Raw genomic sequence first — 18,196 nt, 5'->3', positions numbered from 1 at the left:
CATGTTGAGCACTAAGCAAAAAGTCGGATGGGCCATCGTCACCGTATTGGTGCTGATCTACGCACTGTTCCCGGTGCTGTCCATCCTGATGACCTCGTTCAAGACCCCGGCCGATCTGAGCTCCGGCAAGTTCATACCCGCCGAGTTCGTCACGGACAACTACGAGCAGATCTTCGTGGGTGACGCGCAGGACCTGTTCCTGCCGGCACTGCGCAACTCGATTGGCATCTCATTGATCGCCACCTTCATCGCAGTGGTGTTGGCCACCCTGTGCGCCTACGCCATTGCACGACTGGATTTCCCGGGTAAGCGCATCATTCTCACCACCGCGTTGATGGTGTCCATGTTCCCGGTGATCTCCATCGTGACGCCGCTGTTCAACCTGTGGCGTCAGGTGGGTCTGTACGACACCTGGCTCGGTCTGATCATTCCTTACCTGTCCCTGACTCTCCCGATCTCCATCTGGACGCTGGCGGCTTTCTTCCAGCAGATCCCGTGGGACCTGGAGCGCGCGGCACAGGTTGACGGCGCCTCCACCTGGCAGGCGTTCCGCAAGGTGATCGTCCCGTTGACCGCGCCCGGTGTGTTCACCACCGCGATCATTGCGTTCTTCATTGCGTGGAACGACTTCGTGTACGGCATTGGTTTGACCTCCACGTCGGCCGCACGACCGGTTCCCGCAGCTTTGGCGTTCTTCACGGGTGACTCGCAGTTCGAGGATCCCGCCGGTGCCATCTCCGCTGCGGCCATCATCGTGACCATTCCCGTGGTGCTGTTGGTGCTGGCCTTCCAGCGCCAGATCGTTTCCGGTTTGACCCAGGGCGCGGTCAAGGGTTGATCCCGCCGGTCCCTCAACACTTCAAGCTCAATCACAGTTAGGACTGAGTAGACATGGCAGCAATTACCATGCAGAACCTCGTCAAGAAGTACGACGACGGTTTTCCGGCGGTCAATGACGTCTCGATCGACATTGCCGACGGTGAATTCCTGATCCTCGTGGGCCCCTCGGGCTGCGGTAAGTCCACGCTCCTGCGCATGATCGTGGGTCTCGAGGACATCACCAGCGGTGAGTTGCTCATCGACGGCGAGCGCGTCAATGACAAGGCGCCGCGTGACCGCAACCTGTCCATGGTGTTCCAGAACTACGCCCTGTACCCGCACCTGACGGTTTACGAGAACATCGCGTTCCCGCTGCGGCTGTCCAAGGGCCAATTCTCCAACGACGAGATCGACCGTAAGGTCCGCGCGGCCTCGGAGACTCTGGATCTGGACGAGCACCTGGAGCGCAAGCCGGCCAACCTGTCCGGTGGTCAGCGTCAGCGTGTGGCCATGGGCCGCGCCATCGTGCGTGACGCAGATGCGTTCCTGTTCGACGAGCCGCTGTCCAACCTGGACGCCAAGCTCCGTGGCCAGATGCGCACCGAGATCGCCCAGTTGCAGCGCCGGATGGGCATCACGTCCATCTACGTGACCCACGACCAGACCGAGGCAATGACCCTGGGCGACCGCGTGGCCGTGCTGAAGAAGGGCGTGCTGCAGCAGATCGCATCACCGCGTGAGCTGTACGAACAGCCGGTCAACCTGTTCGTGGCGGGCTTCATCGGAGCGCCGTCCATGAACTTCCTGCCGGCGCGCATCGAGGGCAACGTGTTCAAGACGCCCATTGGTGACATCGACGTTCCGGAGCGAGTGCAGCAGAAGTTGTCGGGCAAGAACGACATTGTGCTGTTGGGTCTGCGCCCCGAGCACTTCGAGGACTCCAAGTTCGTGGACGAGGCCAAGGTGCCCCACGGCACCACGTTCGAGGCCGAGTTCACCCACACCGAGTGGCTGGGTAACCAGCAGTACGGCTACATCCAGTTCGAGCAGGATCAGGCCGTCAAGCACAAGCTGGATGAGCTGGCCAAGGACCTGGACGCGGACGAGATGCCCTCGCAGGTGGTCGTGTCCCTGGACGCTTCCTCCCGCATCCGTGGTGGCACGGCGGCCAACATTTGGCTGGATGCCCGCCGCATGCACGTGTTCGACCCCGAGACCGGTGAAAACCTCACCCGTGACGAGCAGGCCGGTGCGGAACTGACCCGCGAAGCCACCGAGGAGCGCGAGGCCGAGATCGAGCGCGCGCGTCAGAAGGCCGACCGCGATGGGAACACCACCGATCGCAACAACGGTGCGGCTCCCAAGGGCGACCGCCAGGCCGATACCCGTCGCGCGAACACCGGTGATCGCGGCCCCGCCGACGATCGCAACGTCACCGGTGATCGTGACGTGACCGGTGACGGTTCGGAGGCCGGTGGCCGCCACCGCGCCGGCGACGCCCCGTGGCAAGGGCAGGGCCAGGGCGGCAGCACCCCCGCCTGACACGCACCGAACGCAATAGAACCGCCGACGCCGCGGTGAGACTCCCCAGGGACTCTCACCGCGGCGTCGGCGTTTGTGCAGTGGCTACTGGAACGTGGTCTGGACGAAGGTCAACCACACCACCAGCACGATCACGAGCACGAGGGCCAGCGATGAGGCCGCGTACCGCAAGCGCGGATAGCGCACGTGCCAGGCGACCAGCTTGGGCCAGTGCTTGCTGACCTGCTCGGGCGTGGCCTGTTTGAAGTTCACGTGCTGCGCGCCGGACAGATCGGCGAAACTCTTGAGAGAAGCTGTGTCCCACACAATGCCGTCCAGGGCCATGGCCCGTTTACCGGTCTCGGTGACGAGCCACAAATAGGGCCGACCTCGTGGTTTACCGGGCTTGGGTCGCGGTGGGAGGAGCTGGTCCACCGTCACCACCTGGTGCACTCGGTCGCGGGGTACCGCATGGAAACCGATCCAGCGCGACTTCAAGAAGTGGGTCTGTGTGATCACGGTCAGCGCGGGGCGCAAGTATCCGTAGGCGATAACCCCGCCCACCAGTGCCAAGACGATGAGCACCGCAATGACGGGTCCCCGCGGGCGTCGGTAGTAGAGCGCGAGCAGGGCCACGGCCACCAGCATCAGCGGCGGAACTGCGGCCCAGATCCTGCGGCCGTACGAGGTGATGCGCGGGTGGAAGACGTGCTGCGGAGCCGAATACTTCTCCGGTACCTGTCGGACTGTTTCTGCCATGGTGTGCTGAGATTCTCCCGCGAACGTCGGTGTGGACCCGCACCAGCTTAACCGGCCGGCGTCGCGGACCTTGACGGGCAAAATGTCGTATTACACCGACTTGGGTCTCATCCGATCCAATGGGCTAACGTGATGATTCATGGAATCAACCGACCGCGTATTGAAGGCCGTAGGGGCGTGGCTGTTTCTCATCGTGCTCTCGGTCGCTGCCGCGGCGGTCACGATCGCCCTGGTCAACAAGTACCAGTACGGCCCGGAAACCGATGTCAAGGCCTATTTCGACGCACTCCAGGCCGGCGACGGCGCTGCAGCGCTCGGCGCGCTCAACGCGGAGGTCCCCGATTCCAACGCGGCCCTGCTGGACGGTGACCCGTTGGAGGCGGCCGCGGAGAAATTGGACGACGTGGCGATCTCGACCGTGTCCTCCTCCAGCGACCAAGCCGTGGTGCGCGCCGACTACACGCTGGACGGTCAGGAGCACAGTTCCGAGTTCACCCTGCATCCCGCGGACACCCAGTGGGGTTTCTTCACGGTCTGGGATTTCGACCGCTCCACCTTGCCCACGATGCACGTGACCATGCCCGGCTCCACCGCGGTGGACATCAACGGTGAATCCGTGGCGCTGACCGATTCCGCGCGTGACTTTGCGGTCTTCTACCCCGGGATCTACACCGGCTCCTACTCCTCCCCCATGGTGGCCGCTGAACCCGAGCAGACCTTGGTGACCGACCCTGCCGACGAGACCACGCTCCAGCTCGAGGCAACTCCTTCGGACGAACTGAAAACCCAGGTCAGGGAGCAGACCAAGAGCTACCTGGACGAATGCGCCGAGCAGGACTCCCTGTACCCGGCGGGCTGCCCGTTCTATTACGAGTTCTCGGGGCGTGTCCAGGACAACGTGAAGTGGACCATCACCGAGTATCCCAAGCCCGAGGTGCGATTGGGCGGGCCCAACGCGGATCGGTGGGCCCTCATGGACAGCCCGGGCAAGGCCAAGATCGAGTTCACCTCGGTCGACCTGTTCGATGGAAAGACCAGCAAGGTCTCCGAAGAAGTACCGTTCACGTTCAAGGCACACCTGGACGTGACCGAGGACGAGGCCACGGTCACCTCCAAGCACTGACTCGCCACCGCTGAAACGTGTGGGCCACCCCGGCTCGGAGCACGGCCCCAAGAGGCACGACTGACACGAGGGAGGGCCGCTACCGTCTCACGGACGATAGCGGCCCTCCCCAGCTCACCGATCAGCAGCGGCTCAGTCGAGACCGCGCAGCTCCAGGGTCAACTCGGACTCGGCATCAGCGGAAACCGTGAACGGGATGCCCCAGTCCTGCTGGTACAGGTGGCACGCTGCGTGCTCGGGGATCTCTCCGTCCGGGGAACCGTCACACGCGGCCGCACGGGCGGTGATGTGCAGAACGCCCTCGGTCACGCCGTCGGCCAGGCGCAGCGTGCGGGTCAGGCCCTGTGCGGTGCCATCGCCGTCAACGAGCGCTTCGGCCGGGGAGGACGAGACCTTCAACTGCGTGGGATCGCCCCAACGGGTGTCCAATTTCTGGCCGGCGGGAGCGGAGAACCGGACCACCAGGTCCAAGTCTCCGGGGGCGATCGGACTGCGCTTACGCTGCATCTGAGCCGCGCCCTCGTCCACGGTCTGGGCGTCCTTGGGGACCGGAACGCGCACCAAGCGGTGGGAGTTGGCCTCCACGACCACCATGACGGGCTGCTCGTCCGAGGAATCGAGGATCACGCCGGAGGGCTCGGCCAGCCCGCGGGTCAGCGTGGAGACCTTATGGGTCGAGGGGTCGTAGCGGCGGATCGCACCGTTGTAGGTGTCCGCAATCGCCACCGAGTTGTCGGGCAGCACGGCCACGCCCAGGCAGTGCTGCAGGCGGGCCTGGTCCGCGGCGCCGTCACGGAAGCCGAAGTCGAACAGACCCTCACCGATCGGGCTGTCCACGGACGTCACCGCACCGGACTCGTCGAAGCGCACGCGACGCAACGCCGAGGACTCGGAGTCCGCGACCCACACCGTTCCGGCGGAATCCTCGGCCAGACCCGAGGGCTGGGCGAACCAGGATTCGGTCGCAGCGCCGTCGCGCAGGCCCTCATCACCGGTGCCGGCGAGCACGGCCACCTGGCCGGTGCGCGGGTCGAAGGAGAACAACTGGTGGGTGCCGGCCATAGCGATCACCAGGGTGTCCGCGGCGGTGGACCACAGCACGTCCCACGGTGAGGACAGCGCCACGTCCGTGGGAACGGCGTCGGCGGGGATCTCGTTGGGGTCCACGCCGCGAGCGCGGGCATCGTCCAGGAGGCGCTGCACGCCGTTACCGGCCAGGGTGCGCACCTTGCCCGTGGACAGTTCAACGCCGCGCAGGCGGTGGTTCACGGTGTCCGCGACGATCAGGTCGTACCCCAGGTCCGCACGCACGGATTCGGGCAGCAGCGCAACGCCCTGGGGCTCGTTGAACCGGGCGACATCCGCGGGACCGTCCGCCCAGCCCTTGGTTCCGAAGCCGATGGCGCGGCGCACCGTGGTGAGGTCGTCCTCGAGCTGCACCAGGCGGTGGTGGCCGGTGTCGGTGACCAGGAAGGATCCGTCCGGCAGCCGCACAGATTTGCCCGGGAAGCGCAGGTCTCCCTCGGGACGCGGGCGCGGTACGTAGGGCCCGTCGCCGCGGTGCAGGGTGCCCTTGGCGTCGTGTTCGGCCACGAGCTCTTCAACCAACGATTCCAGGCCCTGGACATGGCCCTCACCGGACAGGTGCGCCACGATATAACCCTCGGGGTCCAGCACCACCAGGGTGGGCCAGGCGCGCGCGGTGTAGGCGTCCCAGGTCTTGAGCTCGGGATCGTCGAGCACCGGGTGGGTGATCTCGTAGCGATCCACTGCGGCGGCCAGCGCCTGCGGATCGGCCTCGTGCTCGAACTTGGGCGAGTGCACGCCCACGGTCACGAGCACGTCCGAGTGCTTCTCCTCGAGCGGGCGCAGCTCGTCCAGCACGTGCAGGCAATTGATGCAGCAGAAGGACCAGAAGTCCAACACCACGATCTTGCCGCGCAGGGCCTCCAGATCCAGCTGCCGGTCGCCGGTGTTGAGCCAGGCGCGGCCGGTGAGCTCGGAAGCTCGTACGGGGGTAGTGCTCCGCTGTGTCTTCACAGTGTGATGAGTCCTTCCAGGCATGCAACATCGGGTCTTTCAGGTCAACGTTAGCCGCCACGCGCATCTTCCCGGGTACGCGCGTTGCGGTCTGTGACGCGCGTCCGGCACCCGCGCCACGGACGACGACGCCGCTCGTGCGCGCCCCCGGGGGCCGGCCGGCCTCGCGACGGGCCCGGTCCGAGACGGGCGCTGGTAGGTCAGCGGCGGCGTCGTTCGTCCTGTTCGGCGAGGTTGGCCATCATTTCGTTGTAGGCCTTGAGCTCCGCGTCATCGGTGCGGTCCGCTTGACGGTCCACCCGGCGGTTCTCCTTGGTGCCGTCCAGCGCCCACATGATGGCTACGATCACGGCGAGCAAGAACGTGGGGAATTCGCCGATGCCCCACATGAGCATGCCGCCGAGCTCCTGATCCTCCAGCGCACTGGGGCCCCACGGGCGACCCATGTTGCCGAACCAATCGGCCTGTAAGACCGCGGTCATACTCATGATGGAGATGCCGATGAACGCGTGCGCGGCCATGGTGGCCAGCAGCAACACCAAGCGCATGGGGTAGGTGGGCCGCTTGGGGATCGGGTCGATTCCGATGAGCACCAGGGCGAACATGTACCCGGTGAACAAGAAGTGGATCATCATGAACTCGTGGCCCACGTGATAGCGCAGCGTCACGCGGAACAGGTCGGTGAAGTAGAACAGCACGATCGAGAACGCGAAGTTGGCCGCGGCGAAGATCGGGTGGGTCACGATCTTGCCCCACGTGGAGTGCACCAGGCGCAGGATCCATTCACGGGGCCCACGGGTGCCGTCCCGGCGGGGCTCCAACGCCTTGAGGACAAGGGTGACGGGGGCACCGGAGACCAGGAACAACGGCACGATCATGGTCAGGCTCATGTGTTCGACCATGTGCGCGGAGAACAACACGCGGGCGTACACCGCCACGCCACCGGAGGTTGCGTACATGAGCAGCAGCAGACCGATGAGCCAGGATGCGGTCCGCAGCACCGACCACTGATCCCCGCGGCGCCACACCTTGATTGCGGCCCAGAGGTAGACAATGGCGAAGAAGGCGACCACCGCGGCCCAGAACCAGTCGATGCGCCACGTGGCGAACCAAGAGCTGAAAGTCGGTTCGGGCGGCAGCTCGTACCAGGTGAGCAATCGCGCGGGAGAAGCGTCCGTGGGCATCTCCTCGGGCACGGGCGGGGCTGTTCGGCTCAGGGCCGAGGCAATACCCATGAGCAATCCCATGAGCACGAGCTCCACCACGATCACGCGCCACAGGGTGGCCGCACGGGAGCGGGAGCCGTCCTCAACACCCGGAATCAGCCACTGGCGGTGGGCGAAACCGGCCAGCGCGAGCAACAGGGTGAGCACGAGCTTGGCCAGCACAATGTGGCCGTATCCGGAGTTCAACTGTTCCCACGTGCCGATGCGCACCTGGGCGTTGATGATGCCGGACAGCAGCACCAGGACATAGCACCCCAGAGCCACCAGGGAGTAACGCCGCAGCACCACCGCCAACAGCGGTACGCGGTGCTTCGCCTCACCGCGGTGAGCGATCATCGTGGATTCTTTGGAGAGCAGCGGACTGGCCCACGCCAGCACGACCAGACCGCCCACCCACAAGCACACACCCATGAGGTGCAGGCCCAGCGAGTTCACGGCGCCCATGTGGTCGGCACCGCCCGAGGAGTGACCGTTCAGGGCGAGGGCAACTAGCGCAATCATGCTCAGCGCCAGGGTGCAGAAGAGTCCGAGCAACGCGCGCACACCGAAGATCAGGGTGGTGACCACCGCGGCCACGATCACCACAGTTGCCTGCGCCTGGCCCGTGGCGATTTCGGTGATGTAGTGGGTCAGCTGCTGGGTGTAGTTCTCCCCCGCGCCCAATCCCGTCCCCGAGACGTCCGAGTACGTGAAGATCAACACCGCAATCGCGGAAACCGTCCACACGACCGCTGCGGCCTGGGCCAACCGGAGTACCGAGGAATACAGCGGGTGATCCGGTTCGACCGACTGCTCGCGGCTGTTGCGCGGCGGTCGTTTGCGCGTGAGATCCGCGAACCGCGGGACCACGCCGATCGCCAGCAGCAGGGCTCCCATGACCACGGCCATGGCAATGTTGTGCACGGTCTCCAGCACCGGCAGCCCCCACCGGACCAGGGCACCCGGGTCCGCGACCTGCCGCGGGTCCGATGCGCCCCCGTACAGCAGTGCCGCTGTCATGCCGATCATGGCGGCCACGATCACCACCGCAATGATCCAGGGGTTGAGACCAACCCCCGCGATCTCGGACCGCTGGGGCTTGGCGCGTCCCGGGGTTTTCGCCCCAGTGGCAGTGCTCATTCGTGTGCTCCTCCGGCCCCGCGTACGGCGGCCATTCCCGTGTTGTTACCCGCAGACCCTGTGTCGTTGACGTTCATCCGTTCAGAAGAGCCCGTCTCCCACGAATCCACCTTCCTCGCACCCGGGCGGAATCGCAAACACCGCCGAACCGATGGGAACCGTCCACGTGTTGAGCATGTCCATCTCGTCCAGTTTCTTCTGGATGGGAACGAACTGTTTGGTCGGATCCGATTGGTAGGACGCAAACAGCAATCCCGTGTTGGACACTCCCCCGCTGATATCTCCCGAGCGACTCATACCGGAGGCATCCGTCACCGGTAGGTCGTAGTTGTACACCCGGCGGAAGATCTTTTCGTCCGGGTTGTCGGTGCGCGAGCGGCGGATGTGACTGTACGAGGCGATCACGGGGAACCCGAGCGGTCCCTTGGCCCCGAAGTCCGGCTCGTCATGTTCCTCGCCGCCGGTCAAAGGTGCTCCGTTGGCCAGTTTGCGACCCACTGAGTCCTCACGGGCGGGCGTATCGGCCTCGTCCCAGGTGTCCAGATTCATATGGATGCGGCGCAGCACCAGCGAGGTGCCGTTCTCGATCCACGGCTCGAAACCGTCCCGCCCATAGACCACCTTCTCGTGGTCGGTCTCTCCCGGATAAGGGTTCACAGTGCCGTCCACCTGGCCGAACAAATTGCGCATGGTCTGGCCCGGGACAGTGGCCCCCACCGTGTTACGGAAACCGTCCTGCACCCACCGCACACTCGCGAAGGAACGCGAATCCTTGAGCAGCACACGTTGGGCGTGTGCCAGGGTCAGCTTGTCGTCGCAGCACAGCTGTAACAACAGATCACCCTGGTTCCATCGGTCCTGCAGCTGGTCGATCTCGAAGGCCGGGAGGGGTTTGAGCCACTCGGGTGCACGGTTCGAGTCGATGAGCGACATGGCCTTCGGCCCAAAACCGAACGTGACCGTGAGTCGCGACGGGTTCTCCGCAAGCCACGGTTCCTGATCCCACAACGGGGCGCGACCCTGGGTGAGCGCAGCGGCGTCGTCGCTGAGCACACGAAGCATGCGGCGCAGGGAATCTTTGCTCGCACCCTTATTGAGGTCCAGGGCGATGAATGCGCAGAAGGCCTGCGGCAGTGTGGCCACACCGGCCTGGCGCGCACCGTGGAACGGCTCGACCTGCAATCCGTGGCGCGCGGCGTCCGAATGATCCGCGGTGGGATCCTCCGTGACCCCGAGCGCCTCGTTCAGACCCACCGCGGAGGCCGCTCCGATACCGGTGACGCCGGCACCGGCGACCGCTCCGATCAGGAGCGATCGCCGCTGCAGGCCCTCACGGCGAGGTGTCTCGTCAGTGCTCATGACATTCCGGAAGCGCCGAAGTTTCCGGGGCGGGCATCTCCGAATGCTCACCGTGCCCGCTGTGTTCCTCGCCCGGTGCGTAGTGCTCCTGCGCTCCCGCGTAGTCGCGCACCGGCACCGTGATCTGCTGAGTACGGTCGTCGTTGAACTCGAGCTCAACCGTGAGATCCGTCCCTGACTTCACCGCGCATTGCAGCTCCATGAGCATCATGTGATCGCCACCGGGTTCAAGCGTCTTGGTTTCACCGGGCGCAATCTCGAAGCCGCCCTCGACCCGCTTCATTTCGGTGGCACCGGTCTGGTCGTTCATCACGGTTTCGTGCAGCTCGGCCACCCCCGCGACATCGGTTGCGTCAATCGCCTCGAGTGTCACGGGCTGGTCTCCGGTGTTTTTGAGCGATCCGAACACGGACGTCATGTTGGAGTCGGCGGCCTTGGCCCAGCCGTCGCTCAGCTCCACGACCTGTTCGGTCGCGGCATTTCCTTCCGCCGACGACGCCGCCGGGGCTTGCGATTCACCGCTCGCCTGGTTGCCGTCTGCGGCGCAGCCGGTGAGTGCTGTGGCAGCGAATCCCACCGCCAGCAGAGTGGTGATGCCACGACGCAGCGGTCGGGGCAGGGAACGTGCAGGGGTTTCAATGGACATGTTCATGGTGTTGTCTTTCTCGAACCCGGGTACCGTCGCGAGATGCCCACGTGCATGCCGACCATGCCTCGAGGGGAATGCGGGGCGGAACCCAGAAACCTACGGGATACGGGGCTGATCAGTGCCGTTTGTTGCGGGTAGCCAGAACGAGCACCACGATGAGCAGTGCGAGCGCACCCACGCCACCGACCACGGGGATCAGCCAACCGGGGGTGCCGGATTCACCGGCGGGCTCGGCTTCTTCGGACGCGGTGTCATCGCGCTGTTCCCCCGTGGAGGCCGCGGATTCCTCGGGTGTGGGGCTCTGACCAGCCTGGTCACCAGCACCCGCACCCACGGTGTATTCGTAGGTCCCCTCGATGGGGTGGCCGTCCTCGGAAACCACGCGCCACACGACGGTGTAGGTCTCGTCCTCGGTGGAACCGGGGTTGCTCAGGGGCTGAATCACGCGCTGGCGCTCCACGGTGGATTCCCGCTCGATCAAGGATTCACCGTTGGAGTCGGTCACCCGGATCTCTCGCCCGATCTCCATGACGTTTCCGGAGAAAGTCAAGGTCAGGGATTCGGGGGAAGCATCCAGGGAAGCCCCGGGCTCGGGGTCGGTACTGATCAGCTCGTCGTGCGCGGCTGCGGGCTGTGCCGTACTCACGAACATGAACAGAGCCGTGAGCAACGCGAGCAGTACTGCGGCGAGCGGGCGTCGATCGGTTGCGGCGCGCGCTACCGCTGTGGGCGGCGTCGTCCGTGCGGACGGTGCGGGGGCTGTGGCATCAAAAATGTGCATGGAATTCTCCTGCGTCTCGGACGCATTGCTGCCGCGGAAAGCGGCATGAAGCGGAAAGTGAAGAGTGACAATGGCGGCACTCCCGGCTCCGCTACAACACCGAATCTTGGCGCTGAAGAATTATGCGAAGGCCGGGGCCGTCCCCCGCGCGGGCGGGCCCCTGAAACTTTGCACCACGGGTAGCAACAATTGGTCGGTGAGAGCGCGGGGAGAAGTCCATGCGATCCGGCGCGGCACCGTACGAATTACGGGCAGAACGGGAACACGCACCCATGCGAGCACACGCAACGACAGGACCTCGAGCAGTCGCACCGCGGCTACCTCGCCATGTCGCAGCAGGGCGTACGTGGCGACCGCGGCAATCACGTGGGCGGCCAGCATGCCCGCAGCGTGGTGAGCCAGACCGGGAGCCACGCTCACCACGAGCTGCGGAGTCCCTTCGACGCCCGCGCCCGTGACGTGGTGGGTGTGGTCAACGGCGGTGACCCCGTGACCGGATTGGGCGAACAGCCCGTGGAAGAGCCCCTGGCTGGCCAAGACCGCGGCAGCAACACTCATGCGGGACAGTAGCCTGCCCGCAAGCAGCATGCACACGGGAGCCGCAAGTGCCGCGGACAGAAGGATCAGAATGACCGGAGGCCACGTGCCGTCAACCGCGGCGTGCGAGGCGGCACCCAGGCCCGTGGCGATCAGGGACGCAGCCCAACCCCGGGCAAGACGGCGCGCACGCGAAGCCACCGCACACCTCCGGGGATCTGGTCAGCCAATTATTTCCCCTCCATTATGCGCGTGAACCGGAGAATCCACGAACTCGGAGACAAGCAAGGGACCGCCCACGAAAACGTGGACGGTCCCTTGAACTAACACGAGCGTGACGCCCGCGCAGGCTTACCTCACTTGGAGGAAACAGCAGCCTTCAGCTTGGAGCCGGCGGTCAGCTTGACGCCGTGGCCGGCCGGAATCTGAATGGTCTCACCGGTCTGCGGGTTGCGACCCTGGCGAGCGGCACGGTCGGTGCGCTCGACGGACATCCAACCCGGGATGGTGATCTTCTCGCCGTTGGAAACGGAGCTCTCGAAGACCTGGAACATTGCATCCAGGACGCCATTAACGGCGGCCTGAGTGGTGCCGGCTTTCTCGGCAACCTCGGCAACGAGTTCGCTGCGGTTCTTAGCCATGTGCTTGTCCTCCTGGACTTAATTGGCGTTCTCTATGGAAATAGGGAGCACACGCGCCCAGTGCTTCCGAGTGAGAAATTACCAGCTCGACTTGGAGATACCCGGCAATTCGCCGCGGTGGGCCATTTCGCGGAAGCGAACACGGGAGATTCCGAATCGCTGGAAAGTACCACGGGGACGACCGTCGATCTGGTCACGGTTACGAACGCGGATGGGAGAAGCGTCACGGGGGAGCTTCTGCAGACCCAGGCGAGCCTCTTCGCGAGCCTCCGGGGTTGCATTCTCATCCACGAGAGTCTTCTTCAGCTCTGCGCGCTTGGCGGCGTAGCGCTCGACGATGACCTTGCGCTGCTCGTTCTTGGCGATCTTGGACTTCTTTGCCATGGATTTAGCGCTCCTCGCGGAAATCGACGTGCTTACGAACCACCGGGTCGTACTTCTTCATGACCATGCGGTCAGGATTGTTACGGCGGTTCTTACGGGTTACGTAGGTGAAGCCGGTACCTGCGGTGGACTTCAGCTTGATGATGGGACGTACGTCCTTATCCTTAGCCATCTCAGATCTTCTCCCCACGTGCAATGAGCTCGTTGACCACGGCGTCGATGCCGCGCGCATCGATGACCTTGATGCCCTTGGCGCTCAGGTTGAGCGTAACGTTGCGACGCAACGAGGGCACCCAGTAACGCTTCTTCTGGATGTTCGGGTTCCACCGGCGCTTGGTGCGGCGGTGCGAGTGCGAGATGCTGTGTCCAAAGCCCGGCTGAGCTCCGGTCACCTGGCAGTGCGCTGCCATAGTGTTCTCCTCCAATGTCCAATGTCGACGAAATGACGGCACGCATGGTCGCTGTCAATGTTTTGTGTTCACGCTGACAGCTGCGGCCAAGAGTGATCCGTCACCTCAAGAAAATGCCACCGTTCGTGCGCTGGGCGGTGGTGCTCAATTGCCCCGCGTCAGTACCGGTCAGGGCACTCGCCACGACGAAGACGGTGAAGATCAGGCGCCGGTAGATGGACTCCACCACACGACAACCTTAAATTCTAGGCTTCTACGATCTCTCTCGCAAACTCAACGTTAAAAACGGTGCGATTGAGCGCAGGACTATCTTAGCGGTAGGCGCCCAAGGGGCAAACTCGAGCGCTTTTAACACGAGTTCGGGGTGCGCGCCGTCCATGACCCGGCGCACACCCCAGAACACGTTGTGCGGTTCCCAGCTCCTCACCCAGGAGATTAGGTAAGACTAATCTAACCTAATTTTTCCAACGGGGGAACCCCTGATTTTCGGTTGTTATTTTCCGCGCGGTTCCGCGATATCCCGGTGTTCCAGCGGCTCGGGAACGATCACTCCGGGTTCGCGGGAACGCGTCCCCAGAGTCTCGTTGACGGCTTTCACGAGCGCCCGAACTCGATCCATGCGGTTCAACTCCTCGAGCAGGACGTACATTCCTTGCCCGTCCGCCAACGGAACCCGCCAGTTGGGATATTCGTCACTCGTGCCCGGCTGGTTCTGAATCCGTCGCTCCCCCACCGCGTCCACCAGGGACACGTTGAACAGCATGGAAGGCGCGCGACCCAGGTAGCGGTACAGCGCCTCGATCTTGGCTTCTTCGCTGCTGTCAGCGCCGTCCGGGAGCAGGCCGGCGGCCTTCACCGCGGTGAAGAAAGTGTCGAGTTGCTGTTGGGCCTCTTTGCGTTCCTCCTCGGGGGAACGGGCGAGCAAGCCCAGGTCCTCGCGCAGCTTGAGCTGCACACCCCCCAGATAACCGGCGGTGGGCGGCAGGTCGTGCGTATTGACCGACGCCATGCACAGTTCGCGGTACTTGGACGGATCCAGCGGCTCGTCCCCGTCCATTTCGAACCACAGGATGGAGGTTCCCAACACACCCTTCTGCTCGAGGTACTGCCGCGCGCTGGGTTCCACGGTGCCCAGGTCCTCGCCGACCACCACCACGTCCGCCAGTTCTGCCTCGAGTGCCAACACACCCAGCATCGCCTCGTGGTCGTAGTACACGTATGCGCCCTCGGATGCCTGGTTGCCGTCAGGGATCCACCACAGCCGGAACAGACCGATCACGTGGTCGATGCGGATACCTCCGGCGTGACGGAAGATGTTGCGCAACATGTCCCGCCACGGCTGGTAGCCGGCCTCGGCGAGTCGCTGCGGGTGCCACGGGGGCTGGCTCCAGTTCTGACCAAGCTGGTTGTACATGTCCGCGGGAGCACCCACGCTCACACGACTGGCCATGGTGTCCTGCAGGGTCCACGCGTCCGCGCCGTTCTTGCTCACACCCACGGCCAGATCGTGCACCACACCGATGTCCATGCCCGCCCGGTGGGCCGCCCGCTGGGCCGCCTCGAGCTGCTCGTCCAGCAGCCACTGCAGCCACACGTAGAAGTTGATGCGCTTCTCGAGGCGCGTGCGGGCCTCCCGCGCGTAGGGCGCCTCCGGTGACGCGGCGCCGTGCTCCCATTCCGGAGAGTCCTCGCCGAGTTCCTCGCGCAGGGCGCACCACAGACCGAAGTCCTGTAGAGCTTGGCCCCCTCGAGCCACGAAGGCCGCGAACTGCTGCTGCCGGTACGGTGAGCGCCGCACGGTGAAGAGCAGGTCGAGGCTCTTGAGTTTCGCTTCGTAAGCGGGGTCGCGCTCGATGCTGCTCGGATCCAGCACGGTCTTGCGCTGCACCGCTGCGAGGTGCTCGACCACCTCGCGGTCGTTGGGGCGCAGGTACGCGAACTCGGCCACGTCCGTGATGCGCAGGTACAGCGGATTGAAGAAACGCCTGCTCGACGGCAGGTATGGCGAGGGTTCGATGGGCGGCGTCGGCTCCGCGGCGTGCAGCGGGTTGATCAGCACGTAGTCCGCGCCCTGGGTGCCGCTGATGGCGGCCAGGGACGCCAGATCGGACAGATCCCCCACACCCCACGAACGTGAGGACATCACCGAGTACAGCTGTGCCATGTAACCCCAGCGGCGCTGCCCGCGCAGCTTGTCGGTCGTGTTCAATCGCTGCGGGGTCACGGCCAGGTAGATCGAATCGGGCTGCCCACCGTTGACCGCCGAGCACTCGGCCTCCAGGCGGTACCAGCCCAGTCCCAGGTCTCCGGGGAGCTCGTAGCGACGCCGCTCCAGTTCCGTCCCGTCCACCGTGCGAGTGTCCGACGACGCCGCCGCGGCCAGTTCCTGCGCGGCCTCCGGTCGATCTTCGGGCCACCATCGGACGCGCACCTCGGCACCCGAGGGGACGGTGACGTCCACGGTGGCATAGGTGCCGGCCTCGGTCACGACAACCGGGGGTAGCATGCGCCGCCAGGGGGCCTCGTCACGAGCCCGAAGGGATTCCTGGACCGCGGCTTCGGACGAGACATCCGCGCCCAGCGCGGTGAGCACCTTACCCAGGGTGTCTTCCGGGACGGTCTTGGGTTGACCGTCAAAACCTTGATATTCGGTGGCCACCCCGTAGCGGGAAGCCAATGATTGCAGTGAGGTTTCGCCTGATTGTGATCCGCTGTCCGCCATGGTTCCACTCTAATCAACCGGGTGATGGTTCCCCGTGCACATGACCTCCCCGCCGGCAGCTCAGCGCGTCACGGCTGAGACCACGCCTGCGCGGTGAGTTCAAAGCTGCGCGCCCGCACCTCCGGATCGAAGGCATAGCTGTTGAGCATCAACTCGTCCGCGCGGGTAGCCTCCACGATCTGTTCGAGCTGGTCGGCCACTTGGCGCGGGGTTCCCACGGCAGAAACCGCCAAGTGCTGTTCCACGAAGGCGGCTTCCGCCGGTGACAACTCCACCTGGTCCACCGGCGGCTGCAAGGGGCCCCTGTTGTTACGGGCCATCCCGCGGACCAGCAACTGGTGGGTCGTGAACTGCCGCCGGGCTTCGGCCTCGGTTTCGGCGGCCACCACATTGGCGGCGATCATCACGTAGGGCTCCTCGAGCGTGGCCGTGGGCGCGGACGCATCGAAGGACGTCCGGTACACCTGGATGGCTTCCATGATCATGGCCGGGGCGAAGTGCGAAGCGAAGACATAGGGCAGACCCAGCGACGCCGCCACCAGGGCCCCGTCCGTGGAAGACCCCAGGATCCACAGCGGCACACGGGTGTTGCGCGCCACCGCCGCACGGATGGGTTCTCCCTCCTGGCCACGGAAGTACCGCTCGAGCTGATGGATGTCCTGCCGGAAAGTATCGTGGCCGCCCTGTCCCCGGCGCAGCGCCAATGCCGTGCGCATGTCGGTCCCCGGTGCCCGCCCGAGCCCGAGATCCACCCTCCCCGGATAGAGGTTCTCGAGAGTTCCGAAGCTCTCGGCCACGGTGAGCGGCACGTGGTTGGGCAGCATGATGCCTCCGGATCCCACGCGGATGCTGGAGGTAGCCGCGAGCGCCTGGCCCATGAGCAGGGCCGTTGACGATGATGCGAAGGACTCCGAATTGTGGTGCTCCGCGTACCAGACCCGCTGATAACCGGCGGTCTCGAGGCGCTGGGCCAAGGTGGTGGCGTCCCGCACGCACTGAGCTACCGGTCGATCTTGGATAATGGGAACCAGGTCCAGGGCGGACAGGTTCACGCGAGAATTCTGGGCTGCTACCACGATGTGGTCCTTTCACCGGCCGTCCACTGGGTCATCTCTGTCGATGCTATTACTCGTGTGTCACCCGAACACGTCCGTCATGTGAGGATTGCCCTATGAAGCCTTCATTGCCCGCACCGCCAGCCGACTGGCGCCCCTCCGCCGTGGTGTTCGACTGCGACGGCGTTCTGATGGACACCGAAACCGCGTGGGCAGGGGTCCAGGAACGGGTTGCAGCGGACTACGGGGTGGACTTCAACCAGGCCGCGCTCAAGGAACTCATGGGGCTGTCCGCCGCGGACGTCGCCCGGTGGATCACGGACCGTGCCGGCGAGGCCGCGAGCAAACAAGGCCGTGAGGAACCCAGCCTGAACGAGGTCTACGATCACCTGATCGAGGTTGAGTCGGAGGTTGTCTCATCCGTGCTGGAACCCCTCCCCGGGGCCTTGGAAACCCTCCGTGCCTTTGCCGAGCGCATGCCGGTCGCGGTGGCCAGCAACTCCACCGCCCAGGTCCTGGACCGCAAGGTGCGCGCTCTGGGCCTGGACAGCATCATCACCACGTGGGTCAGTTCCGACGACGTCCCCCGCGGCAAACCCGCCCCCGACATCTACGAAGAGGCCGTTCGCCGACTGGGCACGGATCCCAAGCAGTCGCTGGCCATCGAGGACTCCCCCGCCGGCACCACGGCCGCTTCCACGGCGGGGTTGTACGTGCTGGGTGTTCCCAACGGCCACGACGAACCGCTCGAGTGCCACTTCATCGCCGATTCCCTGGCGGACCCCCGTGTTCGAGAACTCATGACCGGTTGGGGCGTCTAACCGGTTACCGACACGCCCAGGCCCCATGACAAAGCCGCTGCGCCCCGCAACCTGCCGTGAGGCAGGAAACGGGGCGCAGCGGCGTCGTTCTCGAAACCAGCGGCTCGGCAACACAAGCACCGGGACAGGACTAGCCGTCCCAGAAACCGTAGGGCTGTATTAGAGGTTCCGCCGGTAGGTCAGGGTCGTCGGGCCGGTCGAGTGTCCCAACGGTGGCGGGTCCAGGCCTC

At 65.0% G+C, this 18,196-nt stretch carries 18 protein-coding genes; 4 read left to right on the top strand and 14 right to left on the bottom strand.

Going from position 1 to position 18,196, the window contains the following annotated elements; all coding sequences use genetic code 11:
• The first annotated feature begins 1 nt into the window (after position 1).
• Both ABD283_RS05475 and ABD283_RS05470 read left to right on the top strand, forming a co-directional pair.
• A complete protein-coding gene (locus ABD283_RS05475) occupies positions 2 to 838 on the top strand; it encodes a carbohydrate ABC transporter permease (protein WP_344223985.1) in 837 nt (278 codons plus the stop codon).
• A 53-nt stretch (positions 839 to 891) separates the two neighbouring features.
• Positions 892 to 2,361 (top strand): ABC transporter ATP-binding protein, encoded by a 1,470-nt coding sequence (locus tag ABD283_RS05470; RefSeq protein WP_425552801.1) that lies wholly within the window; start codon positions 892 to 894, stop codon positions 2,359 to 2,361.
• An 84-nt stretch (positions 2,362 to 2,445) separates the two neighbouring features.
• On the opposite strand, the gene ABD283_RS05465 is transcribed toward ABD283_RS05470, so the two are convergent.
• A complete protein-coding gene (locus tag ABD283_RS05465; protein ID WP_344223984.1) occupies positions 2,446 to 3,099 on the bottom strand; it encodes a hypothetical protein in 654 nt (217 codons plus the stop codon).
• Positions 3,100 to 3,238: 139 nt separating this feature from the next.
• On the opposite strand from ABD283_RS05465, the gene ABD283_RS05460 reads away from it, so the two are divergent.
• Complete coding sequence (locus ABD283_RS05460) at positions 3,239 to 4,222, top strand: hypothetical protein (protein ID WP_344223983.1); 984 nt, start codon at positions 3,239 to 3,241, stop codon at positions 4,220 to 4,222.
• 132 nt (positions 4,223 to 4,354) lie between these two features.
• Here ABD283_RS05460 and ABD283_RS05455 read toward each other — a convergent pair whose 3' ends face one another.
• The 13 genes from ABD283_RS05455 to ABD283_RS05395 form a co-directional block, all read right to left on the bottom strand.
• Positions 4,355 to 6,286 carry an NHL domain-containing thioredoxin family protein gene (locus ABD283_RS05455; protein ID WP_344223982.1) on the bottom strand — a complete coding sequence of 644 codons (1,932 nt, stop codon included), beginning with the start codon at positions 6,284 to 6,286 and terminating at the stop codon, positions 4,355 to 4,357.
• 176 nt (positions 6,287 to 6,462) lie between these two features.
• Positions 6,463 to 8,607: a bifunctional copper resistance protein CopD/cytochrome c oxidase assembly protein gene (locus tag ABD283_RS05450; RefSeq protein ID WP_344223981.1), complete on the bottom strand. Its 2,145-nt coding sequence runs from the start codon at positions 8,605 to 8,607 to the stop codon at positions 6,463 to 6,465.
• 81 nt (positions 8,608 to 8,688) lie between these two features.
• Entirely contained in the window at positions 8,689 to 9,966 is a 1,278-nt protein-coding gene (locus ABD283_RS05445) for a Dyp-type peroxidase (RefSeq protein WP_344223980.1), read from the bottom strand.
• Positions 9,956 to 10,618, bottom strand: coding sequence for a copper chaperone PCu(A)C (locus ABD283_RS05440; protein WP_344223979.1), 663 nt, complete (start codon positions 10,616 to 10,618; stop codon positions 9,956 to 9,958). The genes ABD283_RS05445 and ABD283_RS05440 overlap by 11 nt, the downstream gene beginning before the upstream one ends.
• Positions 10,619 to 10,730: 112 nt before the next feature.
• Positions 10,731 to 11,396 carry a copper resistance CopC family protein gene (locus ABD283_RS05435; RefSeq protein ID WP_344223978.1) on the bottom strand — a complete coding sequence of 222 codons (666 nt, stop codon included), beginning with the start codon at positions 11,394 to 11,396 and terminating at the stop codon, positions 10,731 to 10,733.
• A gap of 120 nt (positions 11,397 to 11,516) precedes the next feature.
• Entirely contained in the window at positions 11,517 to 12,134 is a 618-nt protein-coding gene (locus ABD283_RS05430; protein WP_344223977.1) for a hypothetical protein, read from the bottom strand.
• 155 nt (positions 12,135 to 12,289) lie between these two features.
• On the bottom strand, positions 12,290 to 12,574 hold the full coding sequence (locus tag ABD283_RS05425) for an HU family DNA-binding protein (protein WP_095796356.1): 285 nt from the start codon (positions 12,572 to 12,574) through the stop codon (positions 12,290 to 12,292).
• Between the two features lie 78 nt (positions 12,575 to 12,652).
• On the bottom strand, positions 12,653 to 12,958 hold the full coding sequence (gene rpsN / locus ABD283_RS05420; RefSeq protein WP_016997592.1) for a 30S ribosomal protein S14: 306 nt from the start codon (positions 12,956 to 12,958) through the stop codon (positions 12,653 to 12,655).
• Positions 12,959 to 12,962: 4 nt separating this feature from the next.
• Positions 12,963 to 13,130 carry a 50S ribosomal protein L33 gene (gene rpmG / locus ABD283_RS05415; RefSeq protein WP_016997591.1) on the bottom strand — a complete coding sequence of 56 codons (168 nt, stop codon included), beginning with the start codon at positions 13,128 to 13,130 and terminating at the stop codon, positions 12,963 to 12,965.
• A gap of 1 nt (position 13,131) precedes the next feature.
• Positions 13,132 to 13,368: a 50S ribosomal protein L28 gene (gene rpmB, locus ABD283_RS05410; protein ID WP_012397434.1), complete on the bottom strand. Its 237-nt coding sequence runs from the start codon at positions 13,366 to 13,368 to the stop codon at positions 13,132 to 13,134.
• A 100-nt stretch (positions 13,369 to 13,468) separates the two neighbouring features.
• Positions 13,469 to 13,597 carry a hypothetical protein gene (locus tag ABD283_RS05405; protein ID WP_016997589.1) on the bottom strand — a complete coding sequence of 43 codons (129 nt, stop codon included), beginning with the start codon at positions 13,595 to 13,597 and terminating at the stop codon, positions 13,469 to 13,471.
• A 264-nt stretch (positions 13,598 to 13,861) separates the two neighbouring features.
• Entirely contained in the window at positions 13,862 to 16,090 is a 2,229-nt protein-coding gene (gene malQ, locus ABD283_RS05400) for a 4-alpha-glucanotransferase (protein WP_344223975.1), read from the bottom strand.
• A 68-nt stretch (positions 16,091 to 16,158) separates the two neighbouring features.
• Positions 16,159 to 17,142 (bottom strand): LLM class flavin-dependent oxidoreductase, encoded by a 984-nt coding sequence (locus tag ABD283_RS05395; protein ID WP_344223974.1) that lies wholly within the window; start codon positions 17,140 to 17,142, stop codon positions 16,159 to 16,161.
• A 119-nt stretch (positions 17,143 to 17,261) separates the two neighbouring features.
• Between ABD283_RS05395 and ABD283_RS05390 the strand changes: the two genes are divergently transcribed.
• Complete coding sequence (locus ABD283_RS05390) at positions 17,262 to 17,966, top strand: HAD family hydrolase (protein ID WP_344223972.1); 705 nt, start codon at positions 17,262 to 17,264, stop codon at positions 17,964 to 17,966.
• Positions 17,967 to 18,196 lie beyond the last annotated feature (230 nt).

It is taken from the genome of Kocuria atrinae (assembly GCF_039531425.1).
Taxonomy (GTDB): Bacteria; Actinomycetota; Actinomycetes; order Actinomycetales; family Micrococcaceae; genus Kocuria; species Kocuria atrinae.
This window is presented reverse-complemented; position numbering and strand designations above follow the sequence as displayed.

What these genes read in the sequence shown, in the direction of transcription:
- ABD283_RS05475 (WP_344223985.1), top strand. Translation starts at nt 2, where the DNA reads ATGTTGAGCACTAAGCAAAAAGTCGGATGGGCCATCGTCACCGTATTG.
- ABD283_RS05470 (WP_425552801.1), top strand. Translation starts at nt 892, where the DNA reads ATGGCAGCAATTACCATGCAGAACCTCGTCAAGAAGTACGACGACGGT.
- ABD283_RS05465 (WP_344223984.1), bottom strand. Translation starts at nt 3,099, where the DNA reads ATGGCAGAAACAGTCCGACAGGTACCGGAGAAGTATTCGGCTCCGCAG.
- ABD283_RS05460 (WP_344223983.1), top strand. Translation starts at nt 3,239, where the DNA reads ATGGAATCAACCGACCGCGTATTGAAGGCCGTAGGGGCGTGGCTGTTT.
- ABD283_RS05455 (WP_344223982.1), bottom strand. Translation starts at nt 6,286, where the DNA reads ATGCCTGGAAGGACTCATCACACTGTGAAGACACAGCGGAGCACTACC.
- ABD283_RS05450 (WP_344223981.1), bottom strand. Translation starts at nt 8,607, where the DNA reads ATGAGCACTGCCACTGGGGCGAAAACCCCGGGACGCGCCAAGCCCCAG.
- ABD283_RS05445 (WP_344223980.1), bottom strand. Translation starts at nt 9,966, where the DNA reads ATGAGCACTGACGAGACACCTCGCCGTGAGGGCCTGCAGCGGCGATCG.
- ABD283_RS05440 (WP_344223979.1), bottom strand. Translation starts at nt 10,618, where the DNA reads ATGAACATGTCCATTGAAACCCCTGCACGTTCCCTGCCCCGACCGCTG.
- ABD283_RS05435 (WP_344223978.1), bottom strand. Translation starts at nt 11,396, where the DNA reads ATGCACATTTTTGATGCCACAGCCCCCGCACCGTCCGCACGGACGACG.
- ABD283_RS05425 (WP_095796356.1), bottom strand. Translation starts at nt 12,574, where the DNA reads ATGGCTAAGAACCGCAGCGAACTCGTTGCCGAGGTTGCCGAGAAAGCC.
- rpsN (WP_016997592.1), bottom strand. Translation starts at nt 12,958, where the DNA reads ATGGCAAAGAAGTCCAAGATCGCCAAGAACGAGCAGCGCAAGGTCATC.
- rpmG (WP_016997591.1), bottom strand. Translation starts at nt 13,130, where the DNA reads ATGGCTAAGGATAAGGACGTACGTCCCATCATCAAGCTGAAGTCCACC.
- rpmB (WP_012397434.1), bottom strand. Translation starts at nt 13,368, where the DNA reads ATGGCAGCGCACTGCCAGGTGACCGGAGCTCAGCCGGGCTTTGGACAC.
- malQ (WP_344223975.1), bottom strand. Translation starts at nt 16,090, where the DNA reads ATGGCGGACAGCGGATCACAATCAGGCGAAACCTCACTGCAATCATTG.
- ABD283_RS05390 (WP_344223972.1), top strand. Translation starts at nt 17,262, where the DNA reads ATGAAGCCTTCATTGCCCGCACCGCCAGCCGACTGGCGCCCCTCCGCC.